Raw genomic sequence first — 23,889 nt, 5'->3', positions numbered from 1 at the left:
CTCCAGCCCCGGAGGACCCGGGAGCAGGGCGGTGATTCCGGGCTCGGACCCGGAAACCCGGCGGTGGTTCGCGCCCGGGCACCGGGAGCGGGCAGTGCCCCTCTTCGGTGCCTCCCACAGATCACCCGTCGAGGGTGATCCGGAAGCCGGTGGCCCGCGGGACGCTGGCTCGGCGAGGTCTCCGCACACCGCCCCGTCGGCGGTCCGGAACGACCCGTTCGATCGCGCGAGGAGGAGCCATGACCGTTTCGCGTGGCCCGGCACCGCAGACCGGACCGGAACACATGCCCGACGGGGCGGAGTCCGACTCGACCGCGGACGCGGCGGAACTGCTTGCGGGACTGGGCAGTTCGTGGACCTGGATCCTGGGCTCGGCGATCACCACGCTGGTGCCGGGCGTCCTGATCCTCGTCTGGCCCGAGGAGACCCTGCACATCCTGGCGGTGCTCCTCGGTCTCTACCTGCTCGTCACCGGAGGGTTCCGCTTCGTGTCGGCCTTCTCCCGGCACGAACACGGCGAACGGCTCCCGGGACTGCTCCTGGCGGTGCTGTTCGTGCTCGCCGGAGTGCTCTGTCTGCGGAACCCGATGCAGACCATCGCCGCGCTCTCGCTGATCGTCGGGATCGTCTGGCTGGTGTCCGGCATGCTGACCGCGTACACGGCCATCGCCACCAAGGACCTGCCGCACCGCGGGTTCGTCATCGGCGCCGCGGTCCTCGGCATCGTCGCGGGCATCGTCGTCCTCGCCCTGCCGACCGAGTCGGCCCGCGCCCTGACCCGGCTGCTCGGACTGTGGATGGTGCTGCTCGGCGTGGCCGAGCTGATCCTCGCCTTCGCCTGGCGGGCGGCGCTGCGCAAGACGCTCACCGACTACCCGACCGGACCCACCGGTCCGACCGCGACGGTCTGAGACCCCGGAGCGACGCACCCCCCGTCACCCGTCGTGGAACCCAAGATCACCCGCCTGGGGTGAGGCCGCCCGGTCCTGCCCTCGGCACGCTGAGAACGGCACAGAACGCCTGCCGGGCGAACGCCCGGGACGGAGGAGAGACCATGACCGCCCAGACGTATCTCGCGTACGACTACCCGCTGCTGAGCGCCTTCTGGACCATGCTCTGGTTCTTCCTGTGGATCATGTGGTTCATCCTGCTCTTCAGGATCATCGGCGACATCTTCCGCGACGACACCCTGGGCGGCTGGGGCAAGGCCGGCTGGCTGGTGGGCGTCATCATCGTGCCGTTCCTGGGCGTCCTGGTCTATCTGATCGCCCGCGGCAAGAGCATGGGCCATCGGGAGCTGGAGTCGGCGAAGGCCCAGCAGGGCGCCTTCGACGCCTACATCCGTGAGACCGCCGGCGGCGGCACCAGCAGCGTCGACGAACTCGCCAAGCTGTCCGAGATCCGCGCCCGCGGCGACATCACGGACGAGGAGTTCCGCCGCGCCAAGGAACTGGTCCTCAGCGGCCACGGCGCATCCGCCGGTACGGGTTCGGCAACCCCCACCTCCACCTCCTCCACCTCCGCCTCCGGCCGCTGAGCGGGCCGGACGAGACGAAACGAGGCAGCAGGATGACCGCCACACACACCGCACACGTACACACGGCCAAGCATCAGTGGGCCACGGGGCTCGTGGTCTTCGGAGCCGTCCTGCTGGCGATCGCCGGGATCCTCGACATCCTCCGGGGCATCAGCGCGATCGCCGAGGACGACGTCTACCTCACCACGCGCAACTACGTGTTCCAGTTCGACCTGACCGGATGGGGCTGGATCCACGTCATCCTCGGAGCGATCGCCGTGATCGTCAGCATCGGGCTCTTCCAGGACGCGATGTGGGGACGTGTCCTGGGCGTGGCCGTCGCCGGGCTGATCATCATCTCCAACTTCCTGTCCCTGCCGTACTTCCCTGTGTGGTCGATCGTGATGATCGCCTTCTCGGGGTTCATCATCTGGGCCCTGTGCGTGGCACGCCCCGACGAGAGCGCGAAGGTCTGAGGGACCGGAGTGCCGTCGGCGCGCCGCGGTGAGCGGAGCGGACGGACAGGTGCGACGACACCGAAGGAACGCGAGCGCGCTGGACGCGTGCTCCACCACGGCCGTCCGCAGAGGGCGTGCCGGGTGGGCGCGTCTGGCGCTGCTCGCTCTGACGGCCGGCGTGCTGATCCCGCTCGTCGCGGCGGGCCTGCGGAGCGTGTTCTGGGTACTGATCGGCGTCGCCGGGCTGGCCCTGGCCGCCGTCGGTGTGTGGTGGACCCTCGCCCACACCGGCGTCGTGCGCGTCCTCGGAGTCGCCCTGTCCGTCCTGGCGCCGCTGACCGTCCTGGTGCTCTACGCCGTCTTCGGACTGCTGGCCCCGGCCTTCGTCGCCCTGGCCCTGTGGGTGCTGGCCGTCACGGCGGCCCGTACGGCGCTGGCACCGCTGCACACCGCCCATGTCCGCGAACGCACCCGCGTCGAGCCGCCGCGGCGCCCCTGGATCCTCATGAACCCCCGCTCCGGCGGCGGCAAGGTGGACCGGTTCCAGCTGGCGGAGAAGGCGCGGGCGGCGGGTGCCCACGTCGTCCTGCTCGGTGCCGGACACGAGGACGTGAGCGAACTGGCCCGGCAGGCCGTGTCCGACGGAGCCGACCTCCTCGCCGTCGCGGGCGGCGACGGCACCCAGGCCCTGGTGGCCGAGGTGGCGGCGCGGCACGGCCTGCCCTTCCTGGTGATCCCGGCCGGTACCCGCAACCACTTCGCCCTCGACCTCGGCCTCGACCGCGACGATCCCGCGGCCGCCCTGGACGCCCTGACCGACGGCGTCGAGATCCGCGCCGACCTGGGGTTCGCCGCCGACCGCGTCTTCGTCAACAACGCGTCCTTCGGGACGTACGCGGCCGTCGTCGGCGACCCCGCCTACCGGGACGCGAAGACGCAGACGATCCTGGAGACGCTGCCGGGTCTCCTCACGGGCGACGACGCACCCCGGCTGCGGATGCGCGCCGGCGACACCCGGGCCGAGGGACTCCAGGCGCTGCTCGTCAGCAACAACCCCTACCGGCGCGCCGTCGACGCGGCGCGTCCGGGGCGCCGGGAGCGCCTGGACTCCGGACTGCTCGGGGTGCTGGGCGTGTGCGTCGAGAACTCCGCGCAGGCGGCACGGATGGTGAGCGGGGCGCGTTCCCCGAGCTTCCTGCGGCTGACGGCCCCGGAGGTCGTCGTCGAGGCCGACACCGACACCGTCCCGGCGGGCATCGACGGCGAGCACGTCGTGCTGCCCGCACCCGTGGTGTGCCGGATCGCTCCGGGGGCACTGCGGGTCCGGGTGCCGCGCCACCGCCCCGGCACACCGGTGAACAGACCGGCGGTCGACTGGCCGCGGGTGGTCCGCATCGCCCTGCGACCGCTGCTTCCCGGCTGACCGGGCCCGCTGTGCCCGCTCACCGGTCCCGGATCCGTCCGGCGGAGGGGACGGAGGCCCACTCCGCGCCCGTGCGCCGGCGATAGGCGGCGAGTGCGGCCTCCACCGTGGGGAAGAAATGGCGCGGATCGATCGTGCGGGTGAGTCCGTATCGTTCGATCTTGCGCCGCACCGGGTCCTTGAGCTCCGCGAACACCAGATGGACGTCTTCGGAGTTGAGGGCCTCGTCGAGCTCTTCGAGGATGTCGGCGGCAGTCGTGTCGACATCGGTCACGGGCTCGGCCGCGATCACGATCCAGCTCGGCCGCGGCTCCGTGCGGGCCATGCGCAGGACCTCGTCGCGGAAGGTCTTGGCGTTGGCGAAGAAGAGCGGTGCGTCGAACCGGTACATCACCAGTCCGGGCAGCTGCCGGGCGGCGGGGTAGGAGCGGATGTCGTGGTAGCCCTCCAGCCCCTCCACCCGTCCGAGCACGGTGTCGTAGGGCCACCACGCGCGCCGGAAGACGTTCAGCACGGACAGTCCGACGGCGACGGCGATGCCGGGCAGCACGCCGAGCAGGGCGACTCCGGCGAAGGCGGCGATCGACAGCAGGAACTCGACGCGGCGCTGGCGCCACAGCCGTACGGTCCCGGGCAGGTCGGCGAGGGAGAGCGACGCCGTGATCACCACCGCGGCGAGCGCGGGCTGCGGGAGGTTGCGGAACAGCCCCGGGACCAGCACGAGCATGAGCACGATCAGCAGCGCGCCCACCACGCCCGTCAGCTGGCTCCGGGCGCCCGCGCGCTCCGCGACCGCCGTACGGGATCCGCTGGTGCTGACCGGGAAGCCCTGGAAGAGCCCGGCCGCCAGATTCGCCACGCCGACGCCCAGCATCTCCTGGTTGCCCCGGATCTCCTGTCCGCTGCGGGCGGCGAACGCCGAGGCGTTGGAGATCGTGTCGGCCAGCGACACCACGGCGATGCCCAGCGCCCCCGCGAACAGCGGCGCCAGGTCGTCGAACCGCACATCGGGGATCGTCAGCGGCGGGAAGCCCTCGGGCAGCACACCGACCAGACCGACCCCGTGCGCACCCAGGTCGAAGACCGTGGCCGCGGCGATGGCCAGCACCACCATCACGAGCACCGCGGGGACCTTCGGCAGCAGGCGCTGGAGCACCACGATCAGGACGATCCCGCTGATGCCGACAGCGGCCGAGGCGGGCACCACGGCTCCCTCGGCCAGCTTCCGGACCACCTCGACGCATTCGCCGATCAGGTGGTCCGCGTCGACCTTGAAGCCGAGCAGCTTGGGCAATTGGCCGACGAAGATGGTCAGGGCCAGACCGTTCATGTAGCCGATCATGGTCGGCTTGGAGATCAGGTCGGCGACGAAGCCGAGCTTGGCCACCGACGCCAGGATCATGACGGCCGCGACCATGATCGAGAGCATCGACGCCAGGGCGACCGCACGCGCCGGATCGCCCTCCGCCGCGATCAGGGGCAGGACGGTGGCGGCGATCATCGGTCCGAGCGAGGAGTCCGGACCCAGCACCAGGATCCGGGACGGGCCGCACACCGCGTAGCCGAGAAGGCAGAGGATCGTCGTGTAGAGCCCGGTGATCGGCGGCAGGCCCGCGAGCTCGGCGTACGCCATGCCCTGCGGTACCAGCAGCGTGGTCAGGACGACCCCGGCCACCACGTCCTTGGCCAGCCACTCCCGCCGGTAGGACGCCACCGCGCGGACCCCGGGGACGGCCCGCAGCCAGGCGGACGCTCTCGTGGTGCGGTGCCGGATCGTCATGGACCACACTCCCGCCGCGCTCGGCCGCCCCGGCTCGCAGCATCCGCCCGGCGCGCCCGCGACGGTTCACCCTCCGCGGGTGACTGTCGGCCCGGGCCCCGCACGCCGGACGGCGCCCGCCCCGACCCGAGGGACCGGGCGAGCGCTGCCGGGGCCTGGCCGGCTGTTCACGGGCGTGATCAGCCGGCGGTGATCGGCCGGACGGTGAGGATCTGCTGGGCGTGACCCACCGGCCCCCGCACGTCGTGCAGGACGGTGCTGGTGACCCCCTGGCCCGTCGGCCCGAACGTGACGGTGGTGTCCAGACCGGTCCAGCCGCCCTCGGGACGGCGGTGGAGGTGGACGGTCAGGTCGACGTTGGGGTACATCCAGGCCGTGGGCGGCTGCCGTACGGCGATGCCGTTGGCCGTGTCCACCAGCGCGAGGTAGGAGGCGAGCGGGCTGCTGGGCTCGCCGGCGACGAGGTCGAGGGGCGTGGAGATCCAGGCGGTCGCCCGGCCCGGCCGGGGCGTGGTGACCGCGCGCACGTCGAGGGAGGCGATGTAGCCGCCCGGCCACATGCCGGACAGCCGCCGCCGGGGGAGGCTCTCGGGCGGGGCGAGGCGCTCGTCGGCACCGCCCGCGACGCCGCCGGTGTCGAGGGCCGCGAGGAGCCAGGCGCGGGCACGGACCACCGGGCGGTCGGCGATCAGCACGACGGCTTCGAGCAGTTCGATGGTGCGGCCGGGCCGGACCGTCTCCACGCGGATCTCGCACTCGTCGAGAGCGAGCCGCCCGAGGATGTCGTAGCTGATCCGGGACAGCAGCAGTCCGGAGTCCGCACGCGTGGCCGTGTGGCGGTCCAGGGCGTGCGCGACGAGACCGCCGAGCGGGCTGAAGTGCAGCTCGTCGGGGTCCCAGGCGCCGCCCGCGTGGGCGGTGGGCTTGTAGCGGTGCTCGTCGATGCGCTCGTAGTAGCTGCCGGGGGCCGGGGTGCCGGTGGTCAACGGACGTCTCTCCTTGTACGGGTCACAGGGTGTTGAGCAGGACGACGTAGAGGGCGGTGCCGATGCCGACGCTCAGGACGGTGCGGCGGCCGAACGCCAGATGGACGCCGACGGTGACGGCGACCGCGAGCAGCGCGTACCCCGCGCCGTGCCGGTCGGTCGCCATGGTGCCGTGCAGAGCCGTCACCGCGAGGATCACGAGGATGCCCACGGGCATCCACACCGCCAGCTGCCGCACCATTGCCGAGCCGCGCAGCCGGCCGAGCACCGCGAAGGGCAGGGCGCGCAGCGCCAGCGTGATGCCGAAGACGATGGCCAGGACGGCCACGAGATACGAGGTGCTAGGCACCGGCGGCCTCCTGGGCGGGACGGCGGGCGGTCACGGCGTGGCGCGCCAGCAGCAGGGCGACGAACAGCAGCAGCGCGGTGAACATCGCGAGGCCCGGGGTGAGCACGAGGGCGACGGCGACGCTCGCGCCCGCGAGGAGGACCGAGGGGACCTCCCTGCGGGACCGGAACGCGTCCAGGGTCAGCACGGTGAACAGGGCGCACAGGGCGAACTCCAGGCCCTCGACCGGTGCGGGCAGGGCCGCGCCGAGAGCGACGCCGACCAGGCCGCCGCCGACCCAGTAGGTCTCGCAGGCGATCTGCAGGGCGAGGAGCCGCGGCCCCGAGCGCTCCGCCTCGGGAAGCGAGGCGTTGACGGCGTAGGCCTCGTCGATCATCGCGTAGACGGCGTACGCCTTCCCGACCGGGTGCCTGACCAGGTGGAGGGGGAAGGAGAAGGCGTAGAAGACATGCCGGAAGTTGACCACGAGCACGGTCAGCGCGATCGCGGCGAGCGGGGTGACGGCGGCCATCATGCCCACCAGCAGCAGTTCCAGGGAGCCGGCGAAGGCGGCCAGGGACAGGGCGGGGGTCAGCCACCAGGGCAGGCCGGCCTGGAGGATCAGCAGTCCGAGGGCTATGCCGAGGGGGAAGATCCCGAGGCCCGCGGAGAAGGAGTCGCGGAAGCCCTGGCGGATCTGCTGACGCCGGGAGGCCGGGGCCGGGACGGCTTCCGGTGCTGCCGGGAGGGTCGGAACATCTCGTTGCACGGTTCAATCATCCCGGAAAACGCGCGACACATGGTTGCGAAAATTGCTCGTTCGCCAGGGCAGGGTGCAATATTTTCGCGTGGATACGATCGACCGAGCAATCATCGCCGAGCTGGAGCGGGACGGGCGGATCAGCAACGTGGATCTGGCCCAGCGCGTGGGGCTGACCACCGGACCGTGCCTGCGGCGCGTGCAGCGCCTCGAGAACGAGGGGGTGATCCAGGGCTATCGCGCCGTCGTCGACCCCGCCGCCGTGGGCCGCTCCTTCGAGGTCCTGATCGATCTCGGCCTGGAATCGCAGGACGCCGAGACCGTCGAACACTTCGAGCGCACGCTGGCGCAGGCCGACGAGGTCGTCGAGTTGCGCAGGCTCTTCGGCAACCCGGACTACTTCGTGCGGGTGGCGGTCGCCGACCTGGCTGCCTACGAGGAGTTCCTCAGCCGCCATGTGATGGCCATCCCCCGCATCAAGAACATCACCTCCCACTTCACGATGAAGACCCTGAAGGCGAGCCCCTAGGACCCGTGGACTCCAGGCGGCGGGCCGACGGCTCGCGCGGGCGGGTCCATGAGCGGGAGTCCGCACGTCGCTGCCCGTCCGCCGACGACTACTCGCCGACCGTCCGCCGCGGAGCCGTCTCGCGCTCGTGCAACGCGAAGTCGGTGCGGAGGACGGCGCCGGCGCCGAGCAGATCCCGGTGGACCACCGGCCCGCGGCCCGCCGAGGACGCGACGACGCTGAGACACCCCTCGGGCAGCCCGGCCACGGCGTACTCGCCCTGCGCGTTCGTCGTCGTGGACACCAGCCTCCGGCCGCGGGCGTCCATGACGGTCACCACGGCACGGTGCACGGGCCGCTGCAGGGAGTCCAGGACGGTGCCCACCAGGACGGGCTCAGGATCACCGAAGTGGTGGGCGTGCACGGGAAGCGCGGTGGGCAGCGGCACCTCCAGCGACGCGTCCTCCCGCGGCGGCTCCTCGACGTCCGAGGGCTCGCCGTCCGCACCCCGTCGCGCCGCTCGGCGGTGCCGCAGGGCGTCGAGGCCCAGCAGCGCGGCGCCCGCCGCGGTCCACGCGCACAGCACCAGCACGGGCTTGAGCACGCCGGCCCCGTCGAAGTAGAGCGCTCCGCGCAGGGCGTCCACCGCGTTGGCGAGGGGCATGACGGCGTGCACGTACTGGAAGAACGTCGGCAGCAGCGGTGCCGGTGCCACGCCGCCGCTGGTCGGGATGCTCAGCACGATGAACAGACCCATGCCGGCGGCGGGGAAGTACTGCTTGGCGAACGGCGCCAGTCCGGAGGCGAACGTGGCGACGGCCGCGGTGAGCAGGAACGCGATCGCCATGGTCGAGGGGGCGTGCGGGAGGTACCCGAGTCCCACCCCGACCGCGTAGCCGATCACGCTGAACAGCGCCGCGGTGCCCGCGATCGTCGACAGCTTCCTGCGCCGGTCGAAGGCCACCGCCCGCAGCAGGGTCGTCGAGAGGATGTAGCCGGGGATGCTCCAGGCGATGCCGAAGTAGACCAGGGTCGTGCCCATCAGGTCCTTGTGCGTGGTCGCAGCCACGTCCACGACCGTCAGCTTCTCCCTGTGCCCGTGCTTCGCCGCGACCGGGGTGAAGGCCCTGGTCAGCGCCTGTTCGAGGGACATGCCGTTGGCCTTGGCCACGTAGAGGACCGGCCGGTCGCCCTCGGCGTACCCGGCCACGGCCTCCCGGTCCAGCACGGCCTCGCGGGCCTTTCGGGCATCGGTCACGGAGGTGACGTCGAACCCGCCGGGCTGCTGCCGCCGCAGTGCGGCGTCGACCCGGCTCTCCGTGGCCGCGCCCGCCACCACGACCTTCGCGTGGTGCGGCTGCGGCGCGTGCAGTGCCGGGGCGAAGCAGAACAGGAAGCCGAGGAAGAGGGCCGCCGGGAACCAGAGCGCTTCGGCGAGGGCGGTGGCGAGCGGTGCTCTGGAAAGCGTCGTCGAGGCCGTCACCGGGCCGCCTCGGCGGAGGGGCGGACGGCTGATCGGCACATGTGCATTGATGTGCGGTACATCTAACCGGTCGGTGGTCATACCCGGGCCCGGCGCCCCGCTGCCGGCGTGCGTCCGCCGGGCCCGTCACCGCGACCGGCGCCTCAGAGCGCCGACGAGAACCGACGACCACGGCCGCCGCGGGGGCGACGGCCTTCCGCAGCAGCACCGGCAGGACGGCCGCGCCCAGGTTCACCGCGTCGCCCTCGACGGCTGCCGGGAGCGGCGTCGCGGAGATCCCGCCGGTCGCGGTCGAACGGTTCGGGGAGCGCAGCGGCTCCTCCCGCCGGGCGGCGAACTGCTGGACGGTACGGTCGCCGATCTCCGCCATGACGCCCCGGCCGAACTGGCGGGCCTGCCGGTGACGTCGAGCTCCGTGGGGATCCGGGCCAAGGTCCCGGCCGGATCGGCGGCGAGTGCGGCGACGACGCGGGCCGCCGCCGTGCCGGCGCCGCGTGTCTCGCTGCCGGTGAGGTCGAGGATCATCGAACGGTCCGCCTCGTCGCGCGTGACGGTGCCCTCGCACCGGTAACTCATCTGCACCGCGCCGACCTTGGCCTTCACCCGGCCGGTGAACGCGTCGCCGTCGAGGGTGTCGAGTGTCGCGCCCGGCATGGAGGGAGCGACGTGGCGCAGGTCTGGAGGAGCTTCCAGGCCTTGGGGGAAGCGGAAAGGGGCCGGAGGCGCTGTCCGGGGGCCGTCGCCACGCGGTGCCGCGAGGTCGCCCGGCACGGCGCGGGCCGTGCACACGTTTGCCTGCGCGAGGGACCCGGCGCACGCTGGTCTCATGGGTGCTCAGGACGGCCCCACGCTCATCGCCTCGGTGCAGCGGGCCTTTCGCCTGCTGGAAGCGGTGGGGGCGCACGAGAACGGCGCGCCCGCGAAGCAGTTGGCGCGCGAGACGGGTCTGCCCCTGGCCACCGCCTATCACCTGCTCCGCACGCTGACCCACGACGGATACGTGCGCAAGCTCGCCGACGGAGGGTTCGTCCTCGGCGACAAGGTGCAGGCGCTGAACACCCGGGGCCGCGAACAGGCGCTCCTCAGCCGTGTCCGTCCCACGCTCGCCGCGCTGCGCGACGGCCTCGCGGCAGCCACCTACCTCACCTTCTACGAGGAGGGCGAGATCCGGGTCGCCGAGATCGTCGACGGCCCCCGCGCGCCGCGTGTCGACCTCTGGGTGGGCTTCGAGGACGCGGGACACGCCACCGCGCTGGGCAAGTCCGTCCTGCGCGAACTGGACGAGGAGTCCCGCAACGACTACCTCGCCCGGCACCACCTCGCCGACCTCACGCCGCGGACCATCACCAGCACCCCGGAACTGCTCCGGCAGATCGACTCCTCGCCGATGGCCCCCGCCGTCACGGACCTGGAGGAGTACGCCCTCGGCACGGTCTGTGTCGCGGTGCCCGTCTACTGCGGCGAGATGCTCGGCTCGCTCGGTGTGTCGCTCCCGGCGGACCGGCTCTCCCGGCTCGCCGAGGCCCGGGAGCGGCTGATCCCGACCGCCGACCGCGTCACCAGGAGCCTGTCGCTCACTATCTGAAATCCGAGTCCTTGTGGCACCCCCGCCTGAACGTATTACCTAGATAAAACGGACATGTCGGGAGTGTGCCTGCCTACGGAAGAGGACTGCGGACGGAACATGAGACATTCCCGAGACCACGGAGGTGGGCACGGACCGGTGCGGCCGATCAGCAACCCGGGGCCTTGGCTGCGAGCCACGTCCCGCAGGAGCGCCGCCCTGCAGGTGGCCGCCGGCACGCCGGTGTTGCCCCTGATGCTCGTCTGCGTCGTCGCGCTCGTCGACCTGCTCGGCGGGGCAGGCGTGATCTGGCTGCCGCTGCTCGCGGCGGGGCCCGCGCTGGCGGCGACCACGAACGGACCCCGCGGGGTCCTGTGCGTCGGTCTGGTCGCCGCGCTGGTGGGCGCGACGCTCGGCGTCCGGGACGGCGTTCCGGGGCGTGAACTGGCGGTCGTCCTGTCCGCGGTCGGCGCCGTCACCGTGGCGAACGGCCTCACGAGCGCCCTGCGCGGGCGTCGTGAACGAGTGCTCGCCGCCGTCCGCTCGGTCGCGGAGGCCGCGCAGCACGCGCTGCTCAAGCCCGTGCCGGAGACCGTCGGCCCCTTCCGGGTGGCGGTCCGCTACAGCGCGGCGGCCGCGGAGGCCCGTATCGGCGGGGACCTCTACGCCCTGGTGCCGACCCCGTACGGGATCCGGCTGATCGTCGGCGACGTGCGCGGCAAGGGTCTGCCGGCCGTGTCGACGGCCGCCCTGGTGCTCGGTGTCTTCCGTGAGGCCGCCTACGACGAGCCCGACCTCCTCGATGTCGTCGGCAGGATCGAGCGGAGCCTGGCGCGCAACCTCGGACACGACGACTTCGTCACCGCCGTCGTCGCCGGATATCCGCGGTCGGGTCATCTGGAGCTGGTCAACTGCGGACACGCGCCCCCGCTGCTGGCACGCGAATCCGGGGATGTCGTGGCGGTGGAGCCCACGAACCCGGCGCCGCCCCTCGGGCTGCGCGCGTTCTCCGGAGAGGACCCCAGCCTCCAGGTGATGCCCTTCGCCGACGGAGACCAGCTGCTGCTCTACACCGACGGCGTCACCGAGGCGCGCAACCAGAGCCGGGAGTTCTATCCGCTGGCCGAGGGGCTGGCCCGCCACCTGTCCGACGAGCCGGCACGCACGCTGACCGCCCTCCACGACGAGCTGCTGGACCACGTGGGCGGCAGGTTGCACGACGACGCGGCGCTGCTGCTGCTCCGCAAACCGGCCCTGTCCGAGCCGATGGCCGACGGCCCGGAGATCTCCGGGCCGGGGGAGTCGGTGTCGGGCGGTCCCGGGTCGGGGCTGTCCCGAACGGTGGTCACGGAGGTGAATGCGTGATGACCCGGTACCAGGCGTGGGAGGTGGATGGACGTCAGGTGGGGCCGTGCCTCGTCACACGGCGACGAGCTCGGCCCAGCGGGCGATCCGGCCCTGATGGACGCGCATGCCGTGCCGGGCCGCCAGCGCGTGCACGATCTCCTCGCCTCGTCCGTGCTCGTCCGGGTCGCTTCCCGCCTGGCGCTGTCCCGGCGGGCGCGCCGGTCCGGCGTCGCTGACCTCGATGTGCAGGGTGTCGAGACCGCAGCCCCGGCTCCAGGAGAGCCGCAGCTCCGCCGGAGGCAGCGCGTGCATGATCGCGTTGGTGAGCAGTTCCGACACCACGAGGAGGCAGTCGTCGACGATCGCCGGGTCTATGTTCCACTCGGCGAGCACCGTGCCCACCTGTCGGCGCAGGGCGGGAACGGCCCCGGGGACGGGCGGCAGCGGACATACGTGTTCCAGAGTTTCCGGAAGCATCGTGTTGAGCTGTAGTGCCATCTGCTCTCCTCCCGCGGGCGCAGTCGGCCGGACGCCGGATCCCGGCGCGCGTTGCCGGGCCTGAAAGCAAGGTAAGGAGCAGGACAAAGCAGGTCAATGAACACGGGTCGGCATTACCGAACGGGGACGTCCGGCGCATACCGGACCGGCGACCTGCACGAAAAGCGGACCGCCCACAGCGGGACTACGCTCGATTCATGGCCGGCCCAGTCCAGTCGATCGAACGGGCGGCGGCGATCCTGCGTCTGCTCGCCGGCGGGCCCCGCCGACTCGGTCTGGGGGAGGTTGCTTCCTCACTCGGGTTGGCGAAGGGCACCGCCCACGGCATCCTGCGCACCCTTCAGCACGTGGATTTCGTCGAGCAGGACGAGGCGACCGGAAAGTACCAGCTCGGGGCCGCTCTGCTGCACCTCGGCACCAGTTATCTCGATGTCAACGATCTGCGGTCCCGTTCGATCAACTGGGCCGACGCCCTGGCCGCCCGCAGTGGTGAAGCGGTCCGCCTCGGCACGCCTCTGGAGGGCAGGGTTCTTGTCATCCACCATGTGTTCCGCCCGGACGACACCCTTCAGACCCTCGACGTGGGTTCGCTGCTGCCCCTGCACGCCTCCTCGCTCGGCAAGGTGCTGCTGGCCTACGGGACCGCCGCCCTGGAACCGGTGCTGGAGTCCGAACTCGAGGCGTACACCCGGCACACCCTGGTCACCGCGGAGCAGCTCACCCGCGCGCTCGGCGAGGTCCGTGAGCTCGGCTGGGCCGCGGAGGTCCAGGAGATGAGCATGGGCGAAGCCGGCGTGGCCGCGCCGATCCGGGGCCACGGCGGTCTCGTGGTGGGTGCCATCGGGCTCTCCGGACCCGTCGAGAGGATCTGCGACAGCCAGGGCCGCCCCCGGCCGAGCCTGATCACCCTGCTCCGCGAGGCCGCACGGGCGATCTCCAGAGACCTGGGCGCGACCCGCTGGTGAACCCGCCTCGGCACACCGGAAGGCAGACCCGATCATGACATCGGAAGGCAGACCCGATCATGGCTGAACGGTACGTAATGTCCATCGATCAGGGGACCAACTCCACCCGATGCATTCTGTTCGACAACCACGGGCGGCTGGTGTCGGTCGTCCAGCGGGAGCACGAGCAGCACTTTCCCAAGCCGGGGTGGGTCGAGCACGATGCCGTCGAGATCTGGCGGAATCTTCAGCGGATCGTGCCCGAGGCCCTGTCCGACGTGGGGGTCGGAGCCGAGAACATCGCCGCGATCGGGCTCGCGAACCAGCGGGAGACGACGGTGCTCTGGGACCGCCGCACCGGTGAGCCCCTCGGCAGGGCGATCGTCTGGCAGGACACCCGTACGGCACCGCTCGTGGACGAGCTCAATCTCCGGCCCGGCGAGACCTTCTTTCTCGACCGGTGCGCCCTGCCGCCGTCGACCTACTTCTCCGCGCTGCGCATCCGCTGGCTGTTCGACCACGTCAGCGGACTGGAGCAGCGCGCCATCGACGGCGAGGTGCTGTTCGGCACGATCGAGACCTGGCTGATCTGGAACATGACGGGTGGAGCGGACGGCGGCCTGCACATCACCGACGCCACCAACGCCAGCCGCACCATGCTGATGAACATCCACACGCTGGCCTGGGACGACGAACTGCTGTCGTTCTTCGGAGTGCCCCGCGTGATGCTTCCCGAGATCCGCTCCTCCGCCGAGGACTACGGCGAGGCCGGCGGCCTGCTGCCGGGCGTCCGCATCACGGCCGCCCTCGGCGACCAGCAGGCCGCCCTGTTCGGCCAGACCTGCTTCTCCCCGGGCGAGGCGAAGTGCACGTACGGGACGGGCAGCTTCCTCCTCCTCAACACCGGCAACGAGGTCGTGCGGTCGCGGCACGGACTCCTCGCGACCGTGGCCTACAAGATCGGGGAGCAGCCCCCCGTCTACGCCCTGGAAGGATCGATCGCCGTCACCGGCTCCCTGGTCCAGTGGTTCCGCGACCGGCTGGGCCTGATCAACAACGCTCCGGAGATCGAGACGCTGGCGCGGACGGTGGAGGACAACGGCGGCTGCTACATCGTTCCCGCGTTCTCCGGTCTCTTCGCGCCCCGCTGGCGCAGCGACGCACGCGGGGTCATCGTCGGCCTCACCTCGTACATCACCAAGGGGCACCTGGCCCGCGCCGTCCTGGAAGCCACCGGATGGCAGACGCGGGAGGTCGTCGACGCCATGAACGCCGACTTCCCGGTCCCCTTGAAGCAGCTCAAGGTGGACGGCGGCATGACGGCGGACAACCTGCTCATGCAGTTCGTCGCCGACGTGCTGGACGTGCCGGTGGTGCGGCCCATGGTCGCCGAGACGGTCTCCCTCGGCGCGGCCTACGCCGCCGGACTCGCCGCCGGCTACTGGTCGGACCTGGAAGTCCTGCGCCGCCACTGGCACCGGGCCGGACAGTGGATGCCGGACATGGACCCCGAGCACCGCGAGTCGGAGTACGACAACTGGCAGCGCGCCGTCGAACGTTCGCTGGGCTGGATCAGGCCGCCCGCGACCTCCTGACGCGGAACGCCACACCAGGCCGGTTGCCCGGAATGCGCCTAATGTTCTCGACGTGACGGGCAGTCGGCAGCGGGAGGCGCAGTGGCGGACGGGGGCGCATCGGCGGCGGGCCGCGGCCGAGGTCCACGGACGCCCGGCGTCACGTCCGGCAGCCGGCCGGCGCCGGCCGCGCGGCCCCCACGACGCTCCCGCGGCCGATACCCCGTCCCGGCCCACGAGCGGGTGGTGCCCTGGCTCCGTGTCTCCGCCGCCTACGCCTGGCGCCTCATCCTGGTCGGCGTCGTCGTCTACGGCGTCTTCACCATCCTGGGCCGCTTCCAGCTCATCGCCGTCGCGCTCTTCCTGGCCCTGGTCATCACCACGGTCCTGCGTCCGCTCGCCGATCTGCTCGGCCGGTGGCTGCCGAGGGCGCTGGCGGTCACCGTCTCCGTCGTAGGCAGCGCGTTCGCGGTACTCGGCCTGTTGGCCCTCGTCGGCACTGCCGTGGCGGGTGAGTCGGGCAAGCTGGCCGGCGAGTTCCGCGGCGGCGTTCACCGGATCGAACTCTGGCTCCAGCAACCTCCGTTCAGGCTCGGCCCGGGCGCGCTGTCCCGACTTCAGGAACAGATCGTCGCCTACTTCACCGCACATCGCGGCAGCCTGCTCAGCAGCGCCCTCAGCGGCTTCGGCCGGTTCGTGGAGATCGTCGCGGGGGCCGCGCTCGCGCTCTTCGCCTCCGTCTTCTTCATCCACTCCGGGGAACGCCTGTGGGCCTGGGCACGCGACCAGCTGCTGCCCAAGGGGGCCCGCCCGGCGTGGGACCGGGCGGGACGCGCGGCATGGCGGACGTTCGCGGGCTACACGCGCGGCATCATCATCGTGGCCGCCACCAACGCCGTACTCGTCGGCATCGCCCTGTACGTGCTGCGGGTGCCGCTCGCGCTGCCGCTGACCCTGCTGGAGTTCTTCGCCGCGTTCGTGCCGCTGGTGGGATCGCCGGTGGCACTCGGTGTGGCCACCGTGGTCGCCCTGGCCGGTCGCGGGCCGCTGACGGCGGCGGCCGTCGTCGTCCTCATCGTCGTCATCGGCCAACTCGAAGGCCACGTCCTGCACCCGCTCGTGATGAGCTGGGCGGTCCGGCTCCATCCGCTCGTCGTCGCCGTCTCCGTCATCGCGGGCAGCATCGTCGCGGGCGTGATCGGCGCCGTCGTGGCCGTCCCCTTCGTCTCGGTCGTCTGGGCGGTGCTCAACGTGCTGCGCCCCAGACCGCCGTAGCGGGCGAAGGCCCGCACATCCCCGCCGCCCGGGTGAGCCGTGTCTCACCCGGGCGGCGGCGCTTGTCTATGCAACGAGTTGCATAGCAAGATCGCGGCATGGCGCTCGACCACGCGATCCTCGTCTCCCTGCTGGAGAAGCCGGGCTCCGGCTATGAGCTGGCGCGCCGGTTCGAGCGGTCCATCGGCTACTTCTGGACCGCCACGCACCAACAGATCTACCGCGTGCTCAAGCGCATGGAGAGCGAGGGCCTGCTCGCCGTGCGCGACGTGCCGCAGCACGGCCGGCCGGACAAGAAGGAGTACTCCGTCGCCGCCCCCGGCCGCGCGGCCCTCTCCCTGTGGCTTCACGAGCCGATCGAACCGGAGAGCATGCGTCACGACCTCGCCGTGAAGATTCGCGGCGCGGCCTTCGACGACCCGGCCGCCCTCGTCCGCGAGGTCGAACGCCACCACCAGGTGCACAGCGACCGGCTCGCGCACTACCTCGCCGGAGAGCTGCGCGACTTCACCGGACCCGACGCCCCCGCACCGCTCGACGCCGGCCAGGAACTTCAGCACGTCGTGCTGCGCGGCGGCATCGCGTACGAGCGCATGACCATCGCCTGGCTCGACGACGTCCTCGCCACGCTCCACCGTCTCGGCGCGCCCCCGCCGTCCGCCTGAGGAACACCGCACCCCCTCCCGAACCCACCCACCGCCCAGAAGGTGAACGCCATGGCCGACCCCCTGCTGTTCCACCCGCACACCTACGACCCGGCGCACTTCGACCCCGAGACGCGCAGGCTCCTCCGCGCCACCGTCGACTGGTTCGAGGAGCGCGGCAAGCGGCGGCTGATCGAGGACTACCGCTCCCGCGCCTGGCTCGGGGACTTCCTCGAGTTCGCCGCCGAGGAGCGCCTGTTCGCCACCTTCCTCACCCCGGCGTCCGCCGCCGGACAGGAGGACCAGCGCTGGGACACCGCCCGGATCGCCGCCCTCAACGAGATATTCGGGTTCTACGGGCTCGACTACTGGTACGCGTGGCAGGTCACCATCCTCGGTCTCGGCCCGGTCTGGCAGAGCGACAACGCCGCCGCCCGCAGCCGCGCGGCGCAACTCCTCTCCCAGGGAGAGGTCTTCGCCTTCGGCCTGTCCGAGAAGACCCACGGCGCCGACATCTACTCCACCGACATGCTGCTGGAGCCCGACGGCGACGGCGGCTTCCGGGCCAACGGCTCCAAGTACTACATCGGCAACGGCAACGCCGCCGGACTCGTCTCGGTCTTCGGCCGCCGCACCGACGTCGAGGGCCCCGACGGGTACGTCTTCTTCGCGGCCGACAGCCGCCACCCCTCGTACCACCTCGTGAAGAACGTGGTCGACTCCTCCAAGTACGTCAGCGAGTTCCGCCTGGAGGACTACCCGGTCGCCCCCGAGGACGTCCTGCACACCGGCCGCGCCGCCTTCGACGCGGCCCTCAACACCGTCAACGTCGGCAAGTTCAACCTCTGCACCGCCTCCATCGGCATCTGCGAGCACGCGATGTACGAGGCCGTCACCCATGCGCACGGCCGCATCCTGTACGGCCGCCCGGTCACCGCCTTCCCGCACGTGCGCCGGGAACTGGCCGACGCGTACGTCCGCCTGGTCGGCATGAAGCTGTTCAGCGACCGCGCCGTCGACTACTTCCGTTCGGCCGGTCCCGAGGACCGCCGCTACCTCCTCTTCAACCCGATGACGAAGATGAAGGTGACCACCGAGGGCGAGAAGGTCATCGACCTCATGTGGGACGTCATCGCCGCCAAGGGCTTCGAGAAGGACAACTACTTCTCCCAGGCCGCCGTCGAGATCCGCGGACTGCCCAAGCTGGAGGGCACGGTCCACGTCAACCTCGCGCTGATCCTCAAGTTCATGCGCAACCACCTGCTGGAGCCGGTGGAGCACCCCGCCGTGCCGACCCGCCTCGACGCGGCCGACGACACCTTCCTGTTCCGGCAGGGACCCGCCCGCGGTCTGGGTTCCGTACGCTTCCACGACTGGCGCGCCGCCTACGACGCGTACGCCGAGCTGCCGAACGTCGCCCGCTTCCGCGAGCAGGCCGACGCCCTGTGCGCGTTCGTGGCCACCGTCGCCCCCGACGAGAAGCAGAGCCGCGACCTCGACTTCCTCCTCTCCGTCGGCCAGCTGTTCGCCCTGGTGGTGCACGGACAGCTGATCCTGGAACAGGCCCGCCTGACGGACCTGGACGAGTCCGTGCTCGACGAGCTGTTCTCCGTGCTCGTCCGCGACTTCTCCGGACACGCCGTCGAACTGCACGGCAAGGACTCCGCCACCGAGGAGCAGCAGCGCTGGGCGCTGGGCGCGGTCCGGCGTCCCGTGGTCGACGAAGCACGCTCGGCACGTGTCTGGGAACGCGTCGAGGCGCTGGCCGGGACCTATGAGATGAAGCCCTGATCCAGGCCTGAACGGGACCACCTCGGCGACTCCGCCGTCCGGCCCATCAAGGGGACCGGCCATGAGGCCGAAAAGGATCGAGCGGAGTCGTGCCCGGCCCCGGCCGGACGGCTCCGCGCCCCACGCAGCCCCGATGCCGCGGGTGCCGTGCCCCGGGCGCCGCGGCGCAGAGGAGATCCTTGATGCGCGTCCGCCTGCCCCTGACCGCCGCCACCGCCGCCGCGTTCCTGCTCACGGCGGGCGCCGGGGCCCCTCCCGCAGCGGCCGACCGGAATCCCGACGGCCGGCCGCTGCGCAAGGTGTCCTTCGGAGACCCGTACGCCGAGTGCACCATCGGCGCACGGTCCCCGGACAGCGTCGTGTACCCGGGTACGGAGGTCGAGCCCTACCTCTCCGTCGACCCTCGTCACCCGAAGCGCGTCGTCACCGTGTTCCAGCAGGACCGCTGGTCGGACGGTGCCGCGCGGGGTCTGGTGGCCAGCTGGACCGAGGACGGCCAGACCTTCCAGGAGAGCACGCTTCCCTTCAGCGCCTGCGCGCCGGGCGGCGCGGACTTCGAGCGGGCCTCCGACCCCTGGGTGAGCACCGGACCGGACGGCACCGTCTACGCGAGCGGGGAGGGCGTCGACTTCACCAGGAGCACCCGCAGCGCCCTGCTGGCCGCCACCTCCCGGGACGGCGGCCGTACCTGGCGGAACCTCACCACCACGCACGTCGATGAGCAGCCGTTCTTCAACGACAAGCCCTCGCTCACCGCCGACCCGACCCGCAAGGGCACCGCCTACCAGGTCTGGGACCGTCTGGACAACGACCCTCCCGGGCCGTCCTCCCTCGACGGCCCCGGCTACATCTCGCTCACCCGCGACGGGGGACGCACCTGGAGCGAGGCCCGGCTGTTCGTCGCCACCGACGACGTGCCGAACTCGCAGACCATCGGACACGTCATCGTCGTCGACCCGCGCAACGGCACCCTCTACGACTTCTTCGACCGGATCACCTACTCCGACGACCAGAGCACCGTCGTCGACGCCCACTTCGACGTGGTGACGTCGACCGACGCCGGCGAGACGTGGAGCGCCGCGACCACCGTGGCCCGGGACACCTCCGTACCCGAGGTCGACCCGAACGACCCCGCCAAGCTGCTCCGCGCCGCGGCCACCCTGCCCAGCCCGGCCATCGACCCGAAGAGCGGCACGCTCTACATGGCCTACCAGGGCTCGGACTTCTCCGGAGGCGCACACAACTCCGTCCAGCTGGTGCGCTCCGGCGACGGTGGACGCACCTGGAGCAGGACCCCGACGCTCATCAGCCCGAAGGACGTCCCCGCCTTCTCCCCGTCCATCGCCGTCGACAAGCGGGGCACGGTCGCGCTCACGTACTACGACCTGCGCTTCCTGCGTCCGGGCGACACCACCACGCTGCCCACCGCCTACCAGCTGGCCACCCTGACGCACGGCGATCCGCGACGCCTGACCGAACGGCGGATCTCCAGGGTCTTCGACTGGCTGCAGGCGCCGTACGCCGGAGGCTACTTCCTCGGCGACTACCAGGGCCTGGTCAGCGACGGCCAGGGGGTGCGGCCGGTGCTCACCGAGGCCGGCTCCGGCGCTCGCCGGAGCCGTACGGACGTGTACACCGGTGTCTTCCGCGTCCCGGTGACCGGCCCGGGCCGCCCGGGGCCCGACGGCCCCCGCGAGCCGAGGGCCTCGAAGAGCCGGCCGGGACACCCGCACCCGGTGAAGGTGCCGCAGCGCTTCCTCGACATGAACGCGCCGACGACCGGGCGCTGAGAACGGGGCCGGCGCGGCGGCGGGGGCGCCCACGTCAGGATGCGATGGGCGGTCGAGAGACCAACAACCTTGACGCACTGCCTAGTTGACGGCAGTTCATTTCACAGGATCAGTGGCTCAGTCACTGACCCACCTCTTGTACTGGCCGGTCGGTGTGCCCCATCCTCGGTATGCCGATCGCCCCGCCCAGCGCGCCGTGGCGGCCGGCCCTGCGTGACATTCACCCTGCTGCGTTTACGGGAGGTCCCGTGTTTCCCTTGCGCCTTCGTGTCTCGGCAGCCGGCTGCGTGCTGGCTCTGGGAGCGTCCGCGGCGCTGCTCGCGAGCAGCGCCGCCGTCGCAGCACCGTCGAAGCCGGTCGTCCGCGAGAGCCCGGCTCGGCAGCCGACCCGCTCCGCAGAGGTCGCCGACACGTCCGTCGGTCCGTTCACGGAACCGGGGTTCGCCGCCGACTGCACCTGGCACGAGTTCGGGGAGGGGGAGCAGCCGCCGTGGTGGCTGACGTTCGCCGACCCGCTGTGCGTGGAGTACAGCAAGCGGGACATCACCATCGACGACGGAGGGGCCCTGCGGTTCCTGGTGGCCGAGCCCTCCCGGTTCGCCATCGCCATGGTGACCTGCCACTACTACCAGAAGGACCACTGGAGCGTGCAGTCCACTCACGGCGCGACGCCGTGGGTGGCGTGGGACGGTCAGTACTGGTGGGACAAGGCCGCGAGACGGGCCGGAGCCCGCCTGGCCAACTTCCGCATCGACGGACACCCCGTGGGCGTCGGAGACGCGGTCACCGCCCTCGAACCGGTCTTCCCCGACGTCGCCCGCGCGCTGAGCGACTACGGTCAGGCCGCGGGTGAGACCGGACTGACCGTGTCACTGCCCTACGACCTGCGCTGCGCACTGGCCGGGTGATCACCATGACCGAGTCCGACCGGAGATCCATCCTCAAGGCACTGGTCGCCACGCTCGCAGGACTGTCCGTCGGCGGTCTGGACACACCTGAGGCCGCCGCGGCCGACGCCTCCGAGAGCTGGACGACACAGACGATCGAGGCGTTCGCCGACACCCTGATCCCGGGCCAGCGCCGCTTTCCCGGTGACGTGGTGGTCGCCGGGGCGGTCACCGGCCCCGGTGCGGTACAGGCCGGTGCCGTCGGCCTCCTCGAGTCGCCCGAACTGCCGGTGGCGCCGCTGCTGCCGGCGATCGCGGCGCTGCTGGACGCCCGCGCCGTCGCCTATGCCGCCCTCCGGCTGATCTGGCTGCCACCGACCCTCCCGCCTTTCGTGGGCCTGTCCTTCTCCGACCGCACCGCCCTGGTCGGCGGCCTGTTCGACCCCGACGACCTGGACCGGCCGATCTGGCAGGTGATGAGCCTGCTGGTGGGGCTGGCGTTCGACACCGCCGGACAGCAGGACACCGGCGAGGCCCTCGGCCAGGGCCATCCCGGACTGACGTGGCTGCGCTTCCCCGAGCCGGACCCGGACGGCCTCTGGCGCTTCCCCGATTTCTCCTACGGCCGCCCGCTCGCGGCACTCCATCCGAACACGACCGCTTCGGGGAGTCCGGCATGACGGCGCAGACCACGGACGTCCTGGTGATCGGCAGCGGCTTCGGCGGCGCGATCCCGGCCTACTACCTTGCGGCGGGCGGAGCCCGCGTCACTGTTCTGGAGCGCGGCCCCCGTGCGGCCGCCGCCGACTTCACCCAGTCGATGCGCCTGGGCACATACAACAAGATCGTGGATGTGATCCGCGGCGACGGAGTCGCGGTGGTCGCCGGCAACTGCGTCGGCGGCGGGAGCGTCGTCTACTTCGCCGCCTCACTGCGCGCACCGTCCTTCGTCTTCGAGCGCCACGGCAGCCTCGGCCGCCAGCTGTGGCCGGCCGCCCTGACCCGGGCTGCCCTCGACCCCTGGTACGACCGGGTCGAGGAGGCGCTGCCGGTCACCCGGACCGACTGGCCGGACGTGTCCTACGCGGGCGGGGTCCTGGCCGCAGCCTGCCGGCGGGCCGGACGCACCTGCAATCCCGTGCCGGTGGCGGTCGACACCAACGCCTGCACCAACTGCAACTGGATGCTCTCCGGCTGCCGCTTCGACGCCAAACGCTCCCTGCTGCTCAACTATCTGCCGGCGGCGGAGGCCCACGGCGCGGACATCCGCCCGCTGCACGAGGTGCAGACCGTCACCCCGTCGTCGCTGTCCGGCTATCGCTACGCCGTCGGCTACACAGTCCTGGACCCCGACGACTACAGCTGCACCGCGCAGGCCGGCGTCATCCACGCCAAGGTCGTCGTACTCGCCGCCGGTGCCGTGGGCACGCCCGTGATCCTCCAGCGCTCCGCTCTCCTCCTCGGGGGCATCCCGGCCGCTGTGGGGCGCTACTTCTCCGGCAACGGCGACCGCGTCAGTGTCGCCGACATCGTCGAGGACAAGGTGCGCTCACTGCTGGGGCTGTCACGTCCCGATGGTTCCGCCTACCAGGGGCTGCCCGTGGGCCGGCCCATCACTGCCGCCACCTACGACCACCTGGACCCGACCGCCCCGGAGTACAGCCGCTTCACCCTCCAGCAGATCTACTTCCCCCCGCTGACCAACCTGCTGGCCCAGGCCGCTGGGTCACCCGCCTGGTTCGGCATCGAGAAGCGGAACATGCGGGCCCGGTGGCGCTCCTGGCTCACCCTGCTGGCCATGGTCGAGGACGACAACGAAGGCACCTTCGGGGTCGTCCCGCTCACCGGCAGTTTCACCCGGCTGGCGCCAGGGCTCGGGCAGGGCACGATGACCTACCACCCCACCTCCCGTACCCGCCGGGCATTTGAGCGGGCCGACGCTGCACTGCGGGAAATCCTGGAGAAGGACGGCCTCTCCCGGGTCCGCCCGTGGAGCGAGGACGTCGCCGGCGCCGTCACGGCCCATCCGCTCGGCTCGGCGCGGATCGGCGACGATCCCGCCACCAGCGCGCTCACCGACGGCCATGAACTACGCGGCCACAGCGGACTGTTCGTCACCGACGGCGCCGCCGTCCCCACCTCCCTCACCGTCAACCCCTCACTGACCATCGCGGCCCTCGCCGAACGCGCCGTCGCCACGATCGTCACCCGTGCCGCCGACGCCGGGGTCACGCTCCGCCGCGACGTTCCGCTGCCCGGGCGCTGACGGGCCTGTGGAACGAGGCGGAACGGAATGGAACGCCGGAGGAGGAGACGAGTTCGACCTTTCCTGG

At 71.7% G+C, this 23,889-nt stretch carries 23 protein-coding genes; 16 read left to right on the top strand and 7 right to left on the bottom strand.

The genetic code is table 11. The features are described from left to right. Window positions 1-239 precede the first annotated feature (239 nt). The 4 genes from BKI49_RS03750 (at window position 240) to BKI49_RS03735 (ending at window position 3,397) form a co-directional block, all read left to right on the top strand. Window positions 240-911 carry an HdeD family acid-resistance protein gene (locus BKI49_RS03750; RefSeq protein WP_095932733.1) on the top strand — a complete coding sequence of 224 codons (672 nt, stop codon included), beginning with the start codon at window positions 240-242 and terminating at the stop codon, window positions 909-911. 143 nt (window positions 912-1,054) lie between these two features. Then, entirely contained in the window at window positions 1,055-1,537 is a 483-nt protein-coding gene (locus BKI49_RS03745) for an SHOCT domain-containing protein (protein ID WP_095932732.1), read from the top strand. Window positions 1,538-1,569: 32 nt separating this feature from the next. Beyond that, window positions 1,570-1,992 (top strand): DUF7144 family membrane protein, encoded by a 423-nt coding sequence (locus tag BKI49_RS03740; protein WP_028800339.1) that lies wholly within the window; start codon window positions 1,570-1,572, stop codon window positions 1,990-1,992. Between the two features lie 79 nt (window positions 1,993-2,071). Next, on the top strand, window positions 2,072-3,397 hold the full coding sequence (locus BKI49_RS03735) for a diacylglycerol/lipid kinase family protein (protein WP_257004606.1): 1,326 nt from the start codon (window positions 2,072-2,074) through the stop codon (window positions 3,395-3,397). A gap of 19 nt (window positions 3,398-3,416) precedes the next feature. Here the strand turns inward: BKI49_RS03735 and BKI49_RS03730 are convergent, their stop codons facing one another. The 4 genes from BKI49_RS03730 to BKI49_RS03715 form a co-directional block, all read right to left on the bottom strand. Next, window positions 3,417-5,177 carry a SulP family inorganic anion transporter gene (locus tag BKI49_RS03730; protein ID WP_095932731.1) on the bottom strand — a complete coding sequence of 587 codons (1,761 nt, stop codon included), beginning with the start codon at window positions 5,175-5,177 and terminating at the stop codon, window positions 3,417-3,419. A 179-nt stretch (window positions 5,178-5,356) separates the two neighbouring features. Beyond that, window positions 5,357-6,163 (bottom strand): thioesterase family protein, encoded by an 807-nt coding sequence (locus tag BKI49_RS03725; protein WP_095932730.1) that lies wholly within the window; start codon window positions 6,161-6,163, stop codon window positions 5,357-5,359. 22 nt (window positions 6,164-6,185) lie between these two features. Next, window positions 6,186-6,512: a branched-chain amino acid transporter permease gene (locus tag BKI49_RS03720; protein WP_095932729.1), complete on the bottom strand. Its 327-nt coding sequence runs from the start codon at window positions 6,510-6,512 to the stop codon at window positions 6,186-6,188. Beyond that, window positions 6,505-7,260, bottom strand: coding sequence for an AzlC family ABC transporter permease (locus BKI49_RS03715; RefSeq protein ID WP_095932728.1), 756 nt, complete (start codon window positions 7,258-7,260; stop codon window positions 6,505-6,507). The genes BKI49_RS03720 and BKI49_RS03715 overlap by 8 nt, the downstream gene beginning before the upstream one ends. A 79-nt stretch (window positions 7,261-7,339) precedes the next feature. Here BKI49_RS03715 and BKI49_RS03710 point away from each other — a divergent pair, with 79 nt between their 5' ends. Then, window positions 7,340-7,780, top strand: coding sequence for an Lrp/AsnC family transcriptional regulator (locus BKI49_RS03710; RefSeq protein WP_095932727.1), 441 nt, complete (start codon window positions 7,340-7,342; stop codon window positions 7,778-7,780). A gap of 88 nt (window positions 7,781-7,868) precedes the next feature. Here BKI49_RS03710 and BKI49_RS03705 read toward each other — a convergent pair whose 3' ends face one another. After that, window positions 7,869-9,242 (bottom strand): carboxypeptidase regulatory-like domain-containing protein, encoded by a 1,374-nt coding sequence (locus tag BKI49_RS03705; RefSeq protein ID WP_257004602.1) that lies wholly within the window; start codon window positions 9,240-9,242, stop codon window positions 7,869-7,871. Window positions 9,243-9,473: 231 nt separating this feature from the next. After that, window positions 9,474-9,896 (bottom strand): SRPBCC family protein, encoded by a 423-nt coding sequence (locus tag BKI49_RS03700; RefSeq protein WP_095932725.1) that lies wholly within the window; start codon window positions 9,894-9,896, stop codon window positions 9,474-9,476. A 172-nt stretch (window positions 9,897-10,068) separates the two neighbouring features. Here BKI49_RS03700 and BKI49_RS03695 point away from each other — a divergent pair, with 172 nt between their 5' ends. Together BKI49_RS03695 and BKI49_RS03690 are read left to right on the top strand one after the other, a co-directional pair. Continuing rightward, on the top strand, window positions 10,069-10,827 hold the full coding sequence (locus BKI49_RS03695; RefSeq protein ID WP_095932724.1) for an IclR family transcriptional regulator: 759 nt from the start codon (window positions 10,069-10,071) through the stop codon (window positions 10,825-10,827). Window positions 10,828-10,926: 99 nt separating this feature from the next. Beyond that, the gene (locus BKI49_RS03690; protein WP_179332326.1) at window positions 10,927-12,171 is read left to right on the top strand and encodes a PP2C family protein-serine/threonine phosphatase; all 1,245 of its coding nucleotides are present in this window, start codon (window positions 10,927-10,929) and stop codon (window positions 12,169-12,171) included. Window positions 12,172-12,225: 54 nt separating this feature from the next. Here the strand turns inward: BKI49_RS03690 and BKI49_RS03685 are convergent, their stop codons facing one another. Then, entirely contained in the window at window positions 12,226-12,651 is a 426-nt protein-coding gene (locus BKI49_RS03685; protein WP_095932723.1) for an ATP-binding protein, read from the bottom strand. 197 nt (window positions 12,652-12,848) lie between these two features. On the opposite strand from BKI49_RS03685, the gene BKI49_RS03680 reads away from it, so the two are divergent. The 9 genes from BKI49_RS03680 (at window position 12,849) to BKI49_RS03640 (ending at window position 23,822) form a co-directional block, all read left to right on the top strand. Then, a complete protein-coding gene (locus BKI49_RS03680) occupies window positions 12,849-13,616 on the top strand; it encodes an IclR family transcriptional regulator (RefSeq protein ID WP_095932722.1) in 768 nt (255 codons plus the stop codon). 77 nt (window positions 13,617-13,693) lie between these two features. Then, window positions 13,694-15,190: a glycerol kinase GlpK gene (gene glpK, locus BKI49_RS03675; protein ID WP_257004601.1), complete on the top strand. Its 1,497-nt coding sequence runs from the start codon at window positions 13,694-13,696 to the stop codon at window positions 15,188-15,190. 81 nt (window positions 15,191-15,271) lie between these two features. Then, window positions 15,272-16,444, top strand: coding sequence for an AI-2E family transporter (locus tag BKI49_RS03670; protein ID WP_095932720.1), 1,173 nt, complete (start codon window positions 15,272-15,274; stop codon window positions 16,442-16,444). A gap of 98 nt (window positions 16,445-16,542) precedes the next feature. Beyond that, on the top strand, window positions 16,543-17,109 hold the full coding sequence (locus tag BKI49_RS03665; protein ID WP_095932719.1) for a PadR family transcriptional regulator: 567 nt from the start codon (window positions 16,543-16,545) through the stop codon (window positions 17,107-17,109). 51 nt (window positions 17,110-17,160) lie between these two features. Continuing rightward, window positions 17,161-18,879 (top strand): acyl-CoA dehydrogenase family protein, encoded by a 1,719-nt coding sequence (locus BKI49_RS03660; RefSeq protein ID WP_095932718.1) that lies wholly within the window; start codon window positions 17,161-17,163, stop codon window positions 18,877-18,879. A gap of 182 nt (window positions 18,880-19,061) precedes the next feature. Beyond that, window positions 19,062-20,669 (top strand): sialidase/neuraminidase family protein, encoded by a 1,608-nt coding sequence (locus BKI49_RS03655; protein ID WP_257004599.1) that lies wholly within the window; start codon window positions 19,062-19,064, stop codon window positions 20,667-20,669. Window positions 20,670-20,926: 257 nt separating this feature from the next. Beyond that, entirely contained in the window at window positions 20,927-21,577 is a 651-nt protein-coding gene (locus BKI49_RS03650) for a hypothetical protein (RefSeq protein WP_143658378.1), read from the top strand. Between the two features lie 5 nt (window positions 21,578-21,582). Continuing rightward, the gene (locus tag BKI49_RS03645; protein WP_218835026.1) at window positions 21,583-22,236 is read left to right on the top strand and encodes a DUF5987 family protein; all 654 of its coding nucleotides are present in this window, start codon (window positions 21,583-21,585) and stop codon (window positions 22,234-22,236) included. Further along, complete coding sequence (locus BKI49_RS03640; protein WP_095932716.1) at window positions 22,233-23,822, top strand: GMC family oxidoreductase N-terminal domain-containing protein; 1,590 nt, start codon at window positions 22,233-22,235, stop codon at window positions 23,820-23,822. The genes BKI49_RS03645 and BKI49_RS03640 overlap by 4 nt, the downstream gene beginning before the upstream one ends. Window positions 23,823-23,889: the final 67 nt, after the last annotated feature.

The organism is Streptomyces sp. Tue6028 (assembly GCF_002300165.1).
Classification (GTDB): Bacteria; Actinomycetota; Actinomycetes; order Streptomycetales; family Streptomycetaceae; genus Streptomyces; species Streptomyces siamensis.
Note: the sequence above shows the minus strand (reverse complement) of the source record. Positions and strands in the feature narration are given on the sequence as shown.

What these genes read in the sequence shown, in the direction of transcription:
- BKI49_RS03750 (WP_095932733.1), top strand. Translation starts at nt 240, where the DNA reads ATGACCGTTTCGCGTGGCCCGGCACCGCAGACCGGACCGGAACACATG.
- BKI49_RS03745 (WP_095932732.1), top strand. Translation starts at nt 1,055, where the DNA reads ATGACCGCCCAGACGTATCTCGCGTACGACTACCCGCTGCTGAGCGCC.
- BKI49_RS03740 (WP_028800339.1), top strand. Translation starts at nt 1,570, where the DNA reads ATGACCGCCACACACACCGCACACGTACACACGGCCAAGCATCAGTGG.
- BKI49_RS03730 (WP_095932731.1), bottom strand. Translation starts at nt 5,177, where the DNA reads ATGACGATCCGGCACCGCACCACGAGAGCGTCCGCCTGGCTGCGGGCC.
- BKI49_RS03700 (WP_095932725.1), bottom strand. Translation starts at nt 9,896, where the DNA reads ATGCCGGGCGCGACACTCGACACCCTCGACGGCGACGCGTTCACCGGC.
- BKI49_RS03695 (WP_095932724.1), top strand. Translation starts at nt 10,069, where the DNA reads ATGGGTGCTCAGGACGGCCCCACGCTCATCGCCTCGGTGCAGCGGGCC.
- BKI49_RS03690 (WP_179332326.1), top strand. Translation starts at nt 10,927, where the DNA reads ATGAGACATTCCCGAGACCACGGAGGTGGGCACGGACCGGTGCGGCCG.
- BKI49_RS03685 (WP_095932723.1), bottom strand. Translation starts at nt 12,651, where the DNA reads ATGGCACTACAGCTCAACACGATGCTTCCGGAAACTCTGGAACACGTA.
- BKI49_RS03680 (WP_095932722.1), top strand. Translation starts at nt 12,849, where the DNA reads ATGGCCGGCCCAGTCCAGTCGATCGAACGGGCGGCGGCGATCCTGCGT.
- glpK (WP_257004601.1), top strand. Translation starts at nt 13,694, where the DNA reads ATGTCCATCGATCAGGGGACCAACTCCACCCGATGCATTCTGTTCGAC.
- BKI49_RS03665 (WP_095932719.1), top strand. Translation starts at nt 16,543, where the DNA reads ATGGCGCTCGACCACGCGATCCTCGTCTCCCTGCTGGAGAAGCCGGGC.
- BKI49_RS03660 (WP_095932718.1), top strand. Translation starts at nt 17,161, where the DNA reads ATGGCCGACCCCCTGCTGTTCCACCCGCACACCTACGACCCGGCGCAC.
- BKI49_RS03655 (WP_257004599.1), top strand. Translation starts at nt 19,062, where the DNA reads ATGCGCGTCCGCCTGCCCCTGACCGCCGCCACCGCCGCCGCGTTCCTG.
- BKI49_RS03645 (WP_218835026.1), top strand. Translation starts at nt 21,583, where the DNA reads ATGACCGAGTCCGACCGGAGATCCATCCTCAAGGCACTGGTCGCCACG.
- BKI49_RS03640 (WP_095932716.1), top strand. Translation starts at nt 22,233, where the DNA reads ATGACGGCGCAGACCACGGACGTCCTGGTGATCGGCAGCGGCTTCGGC.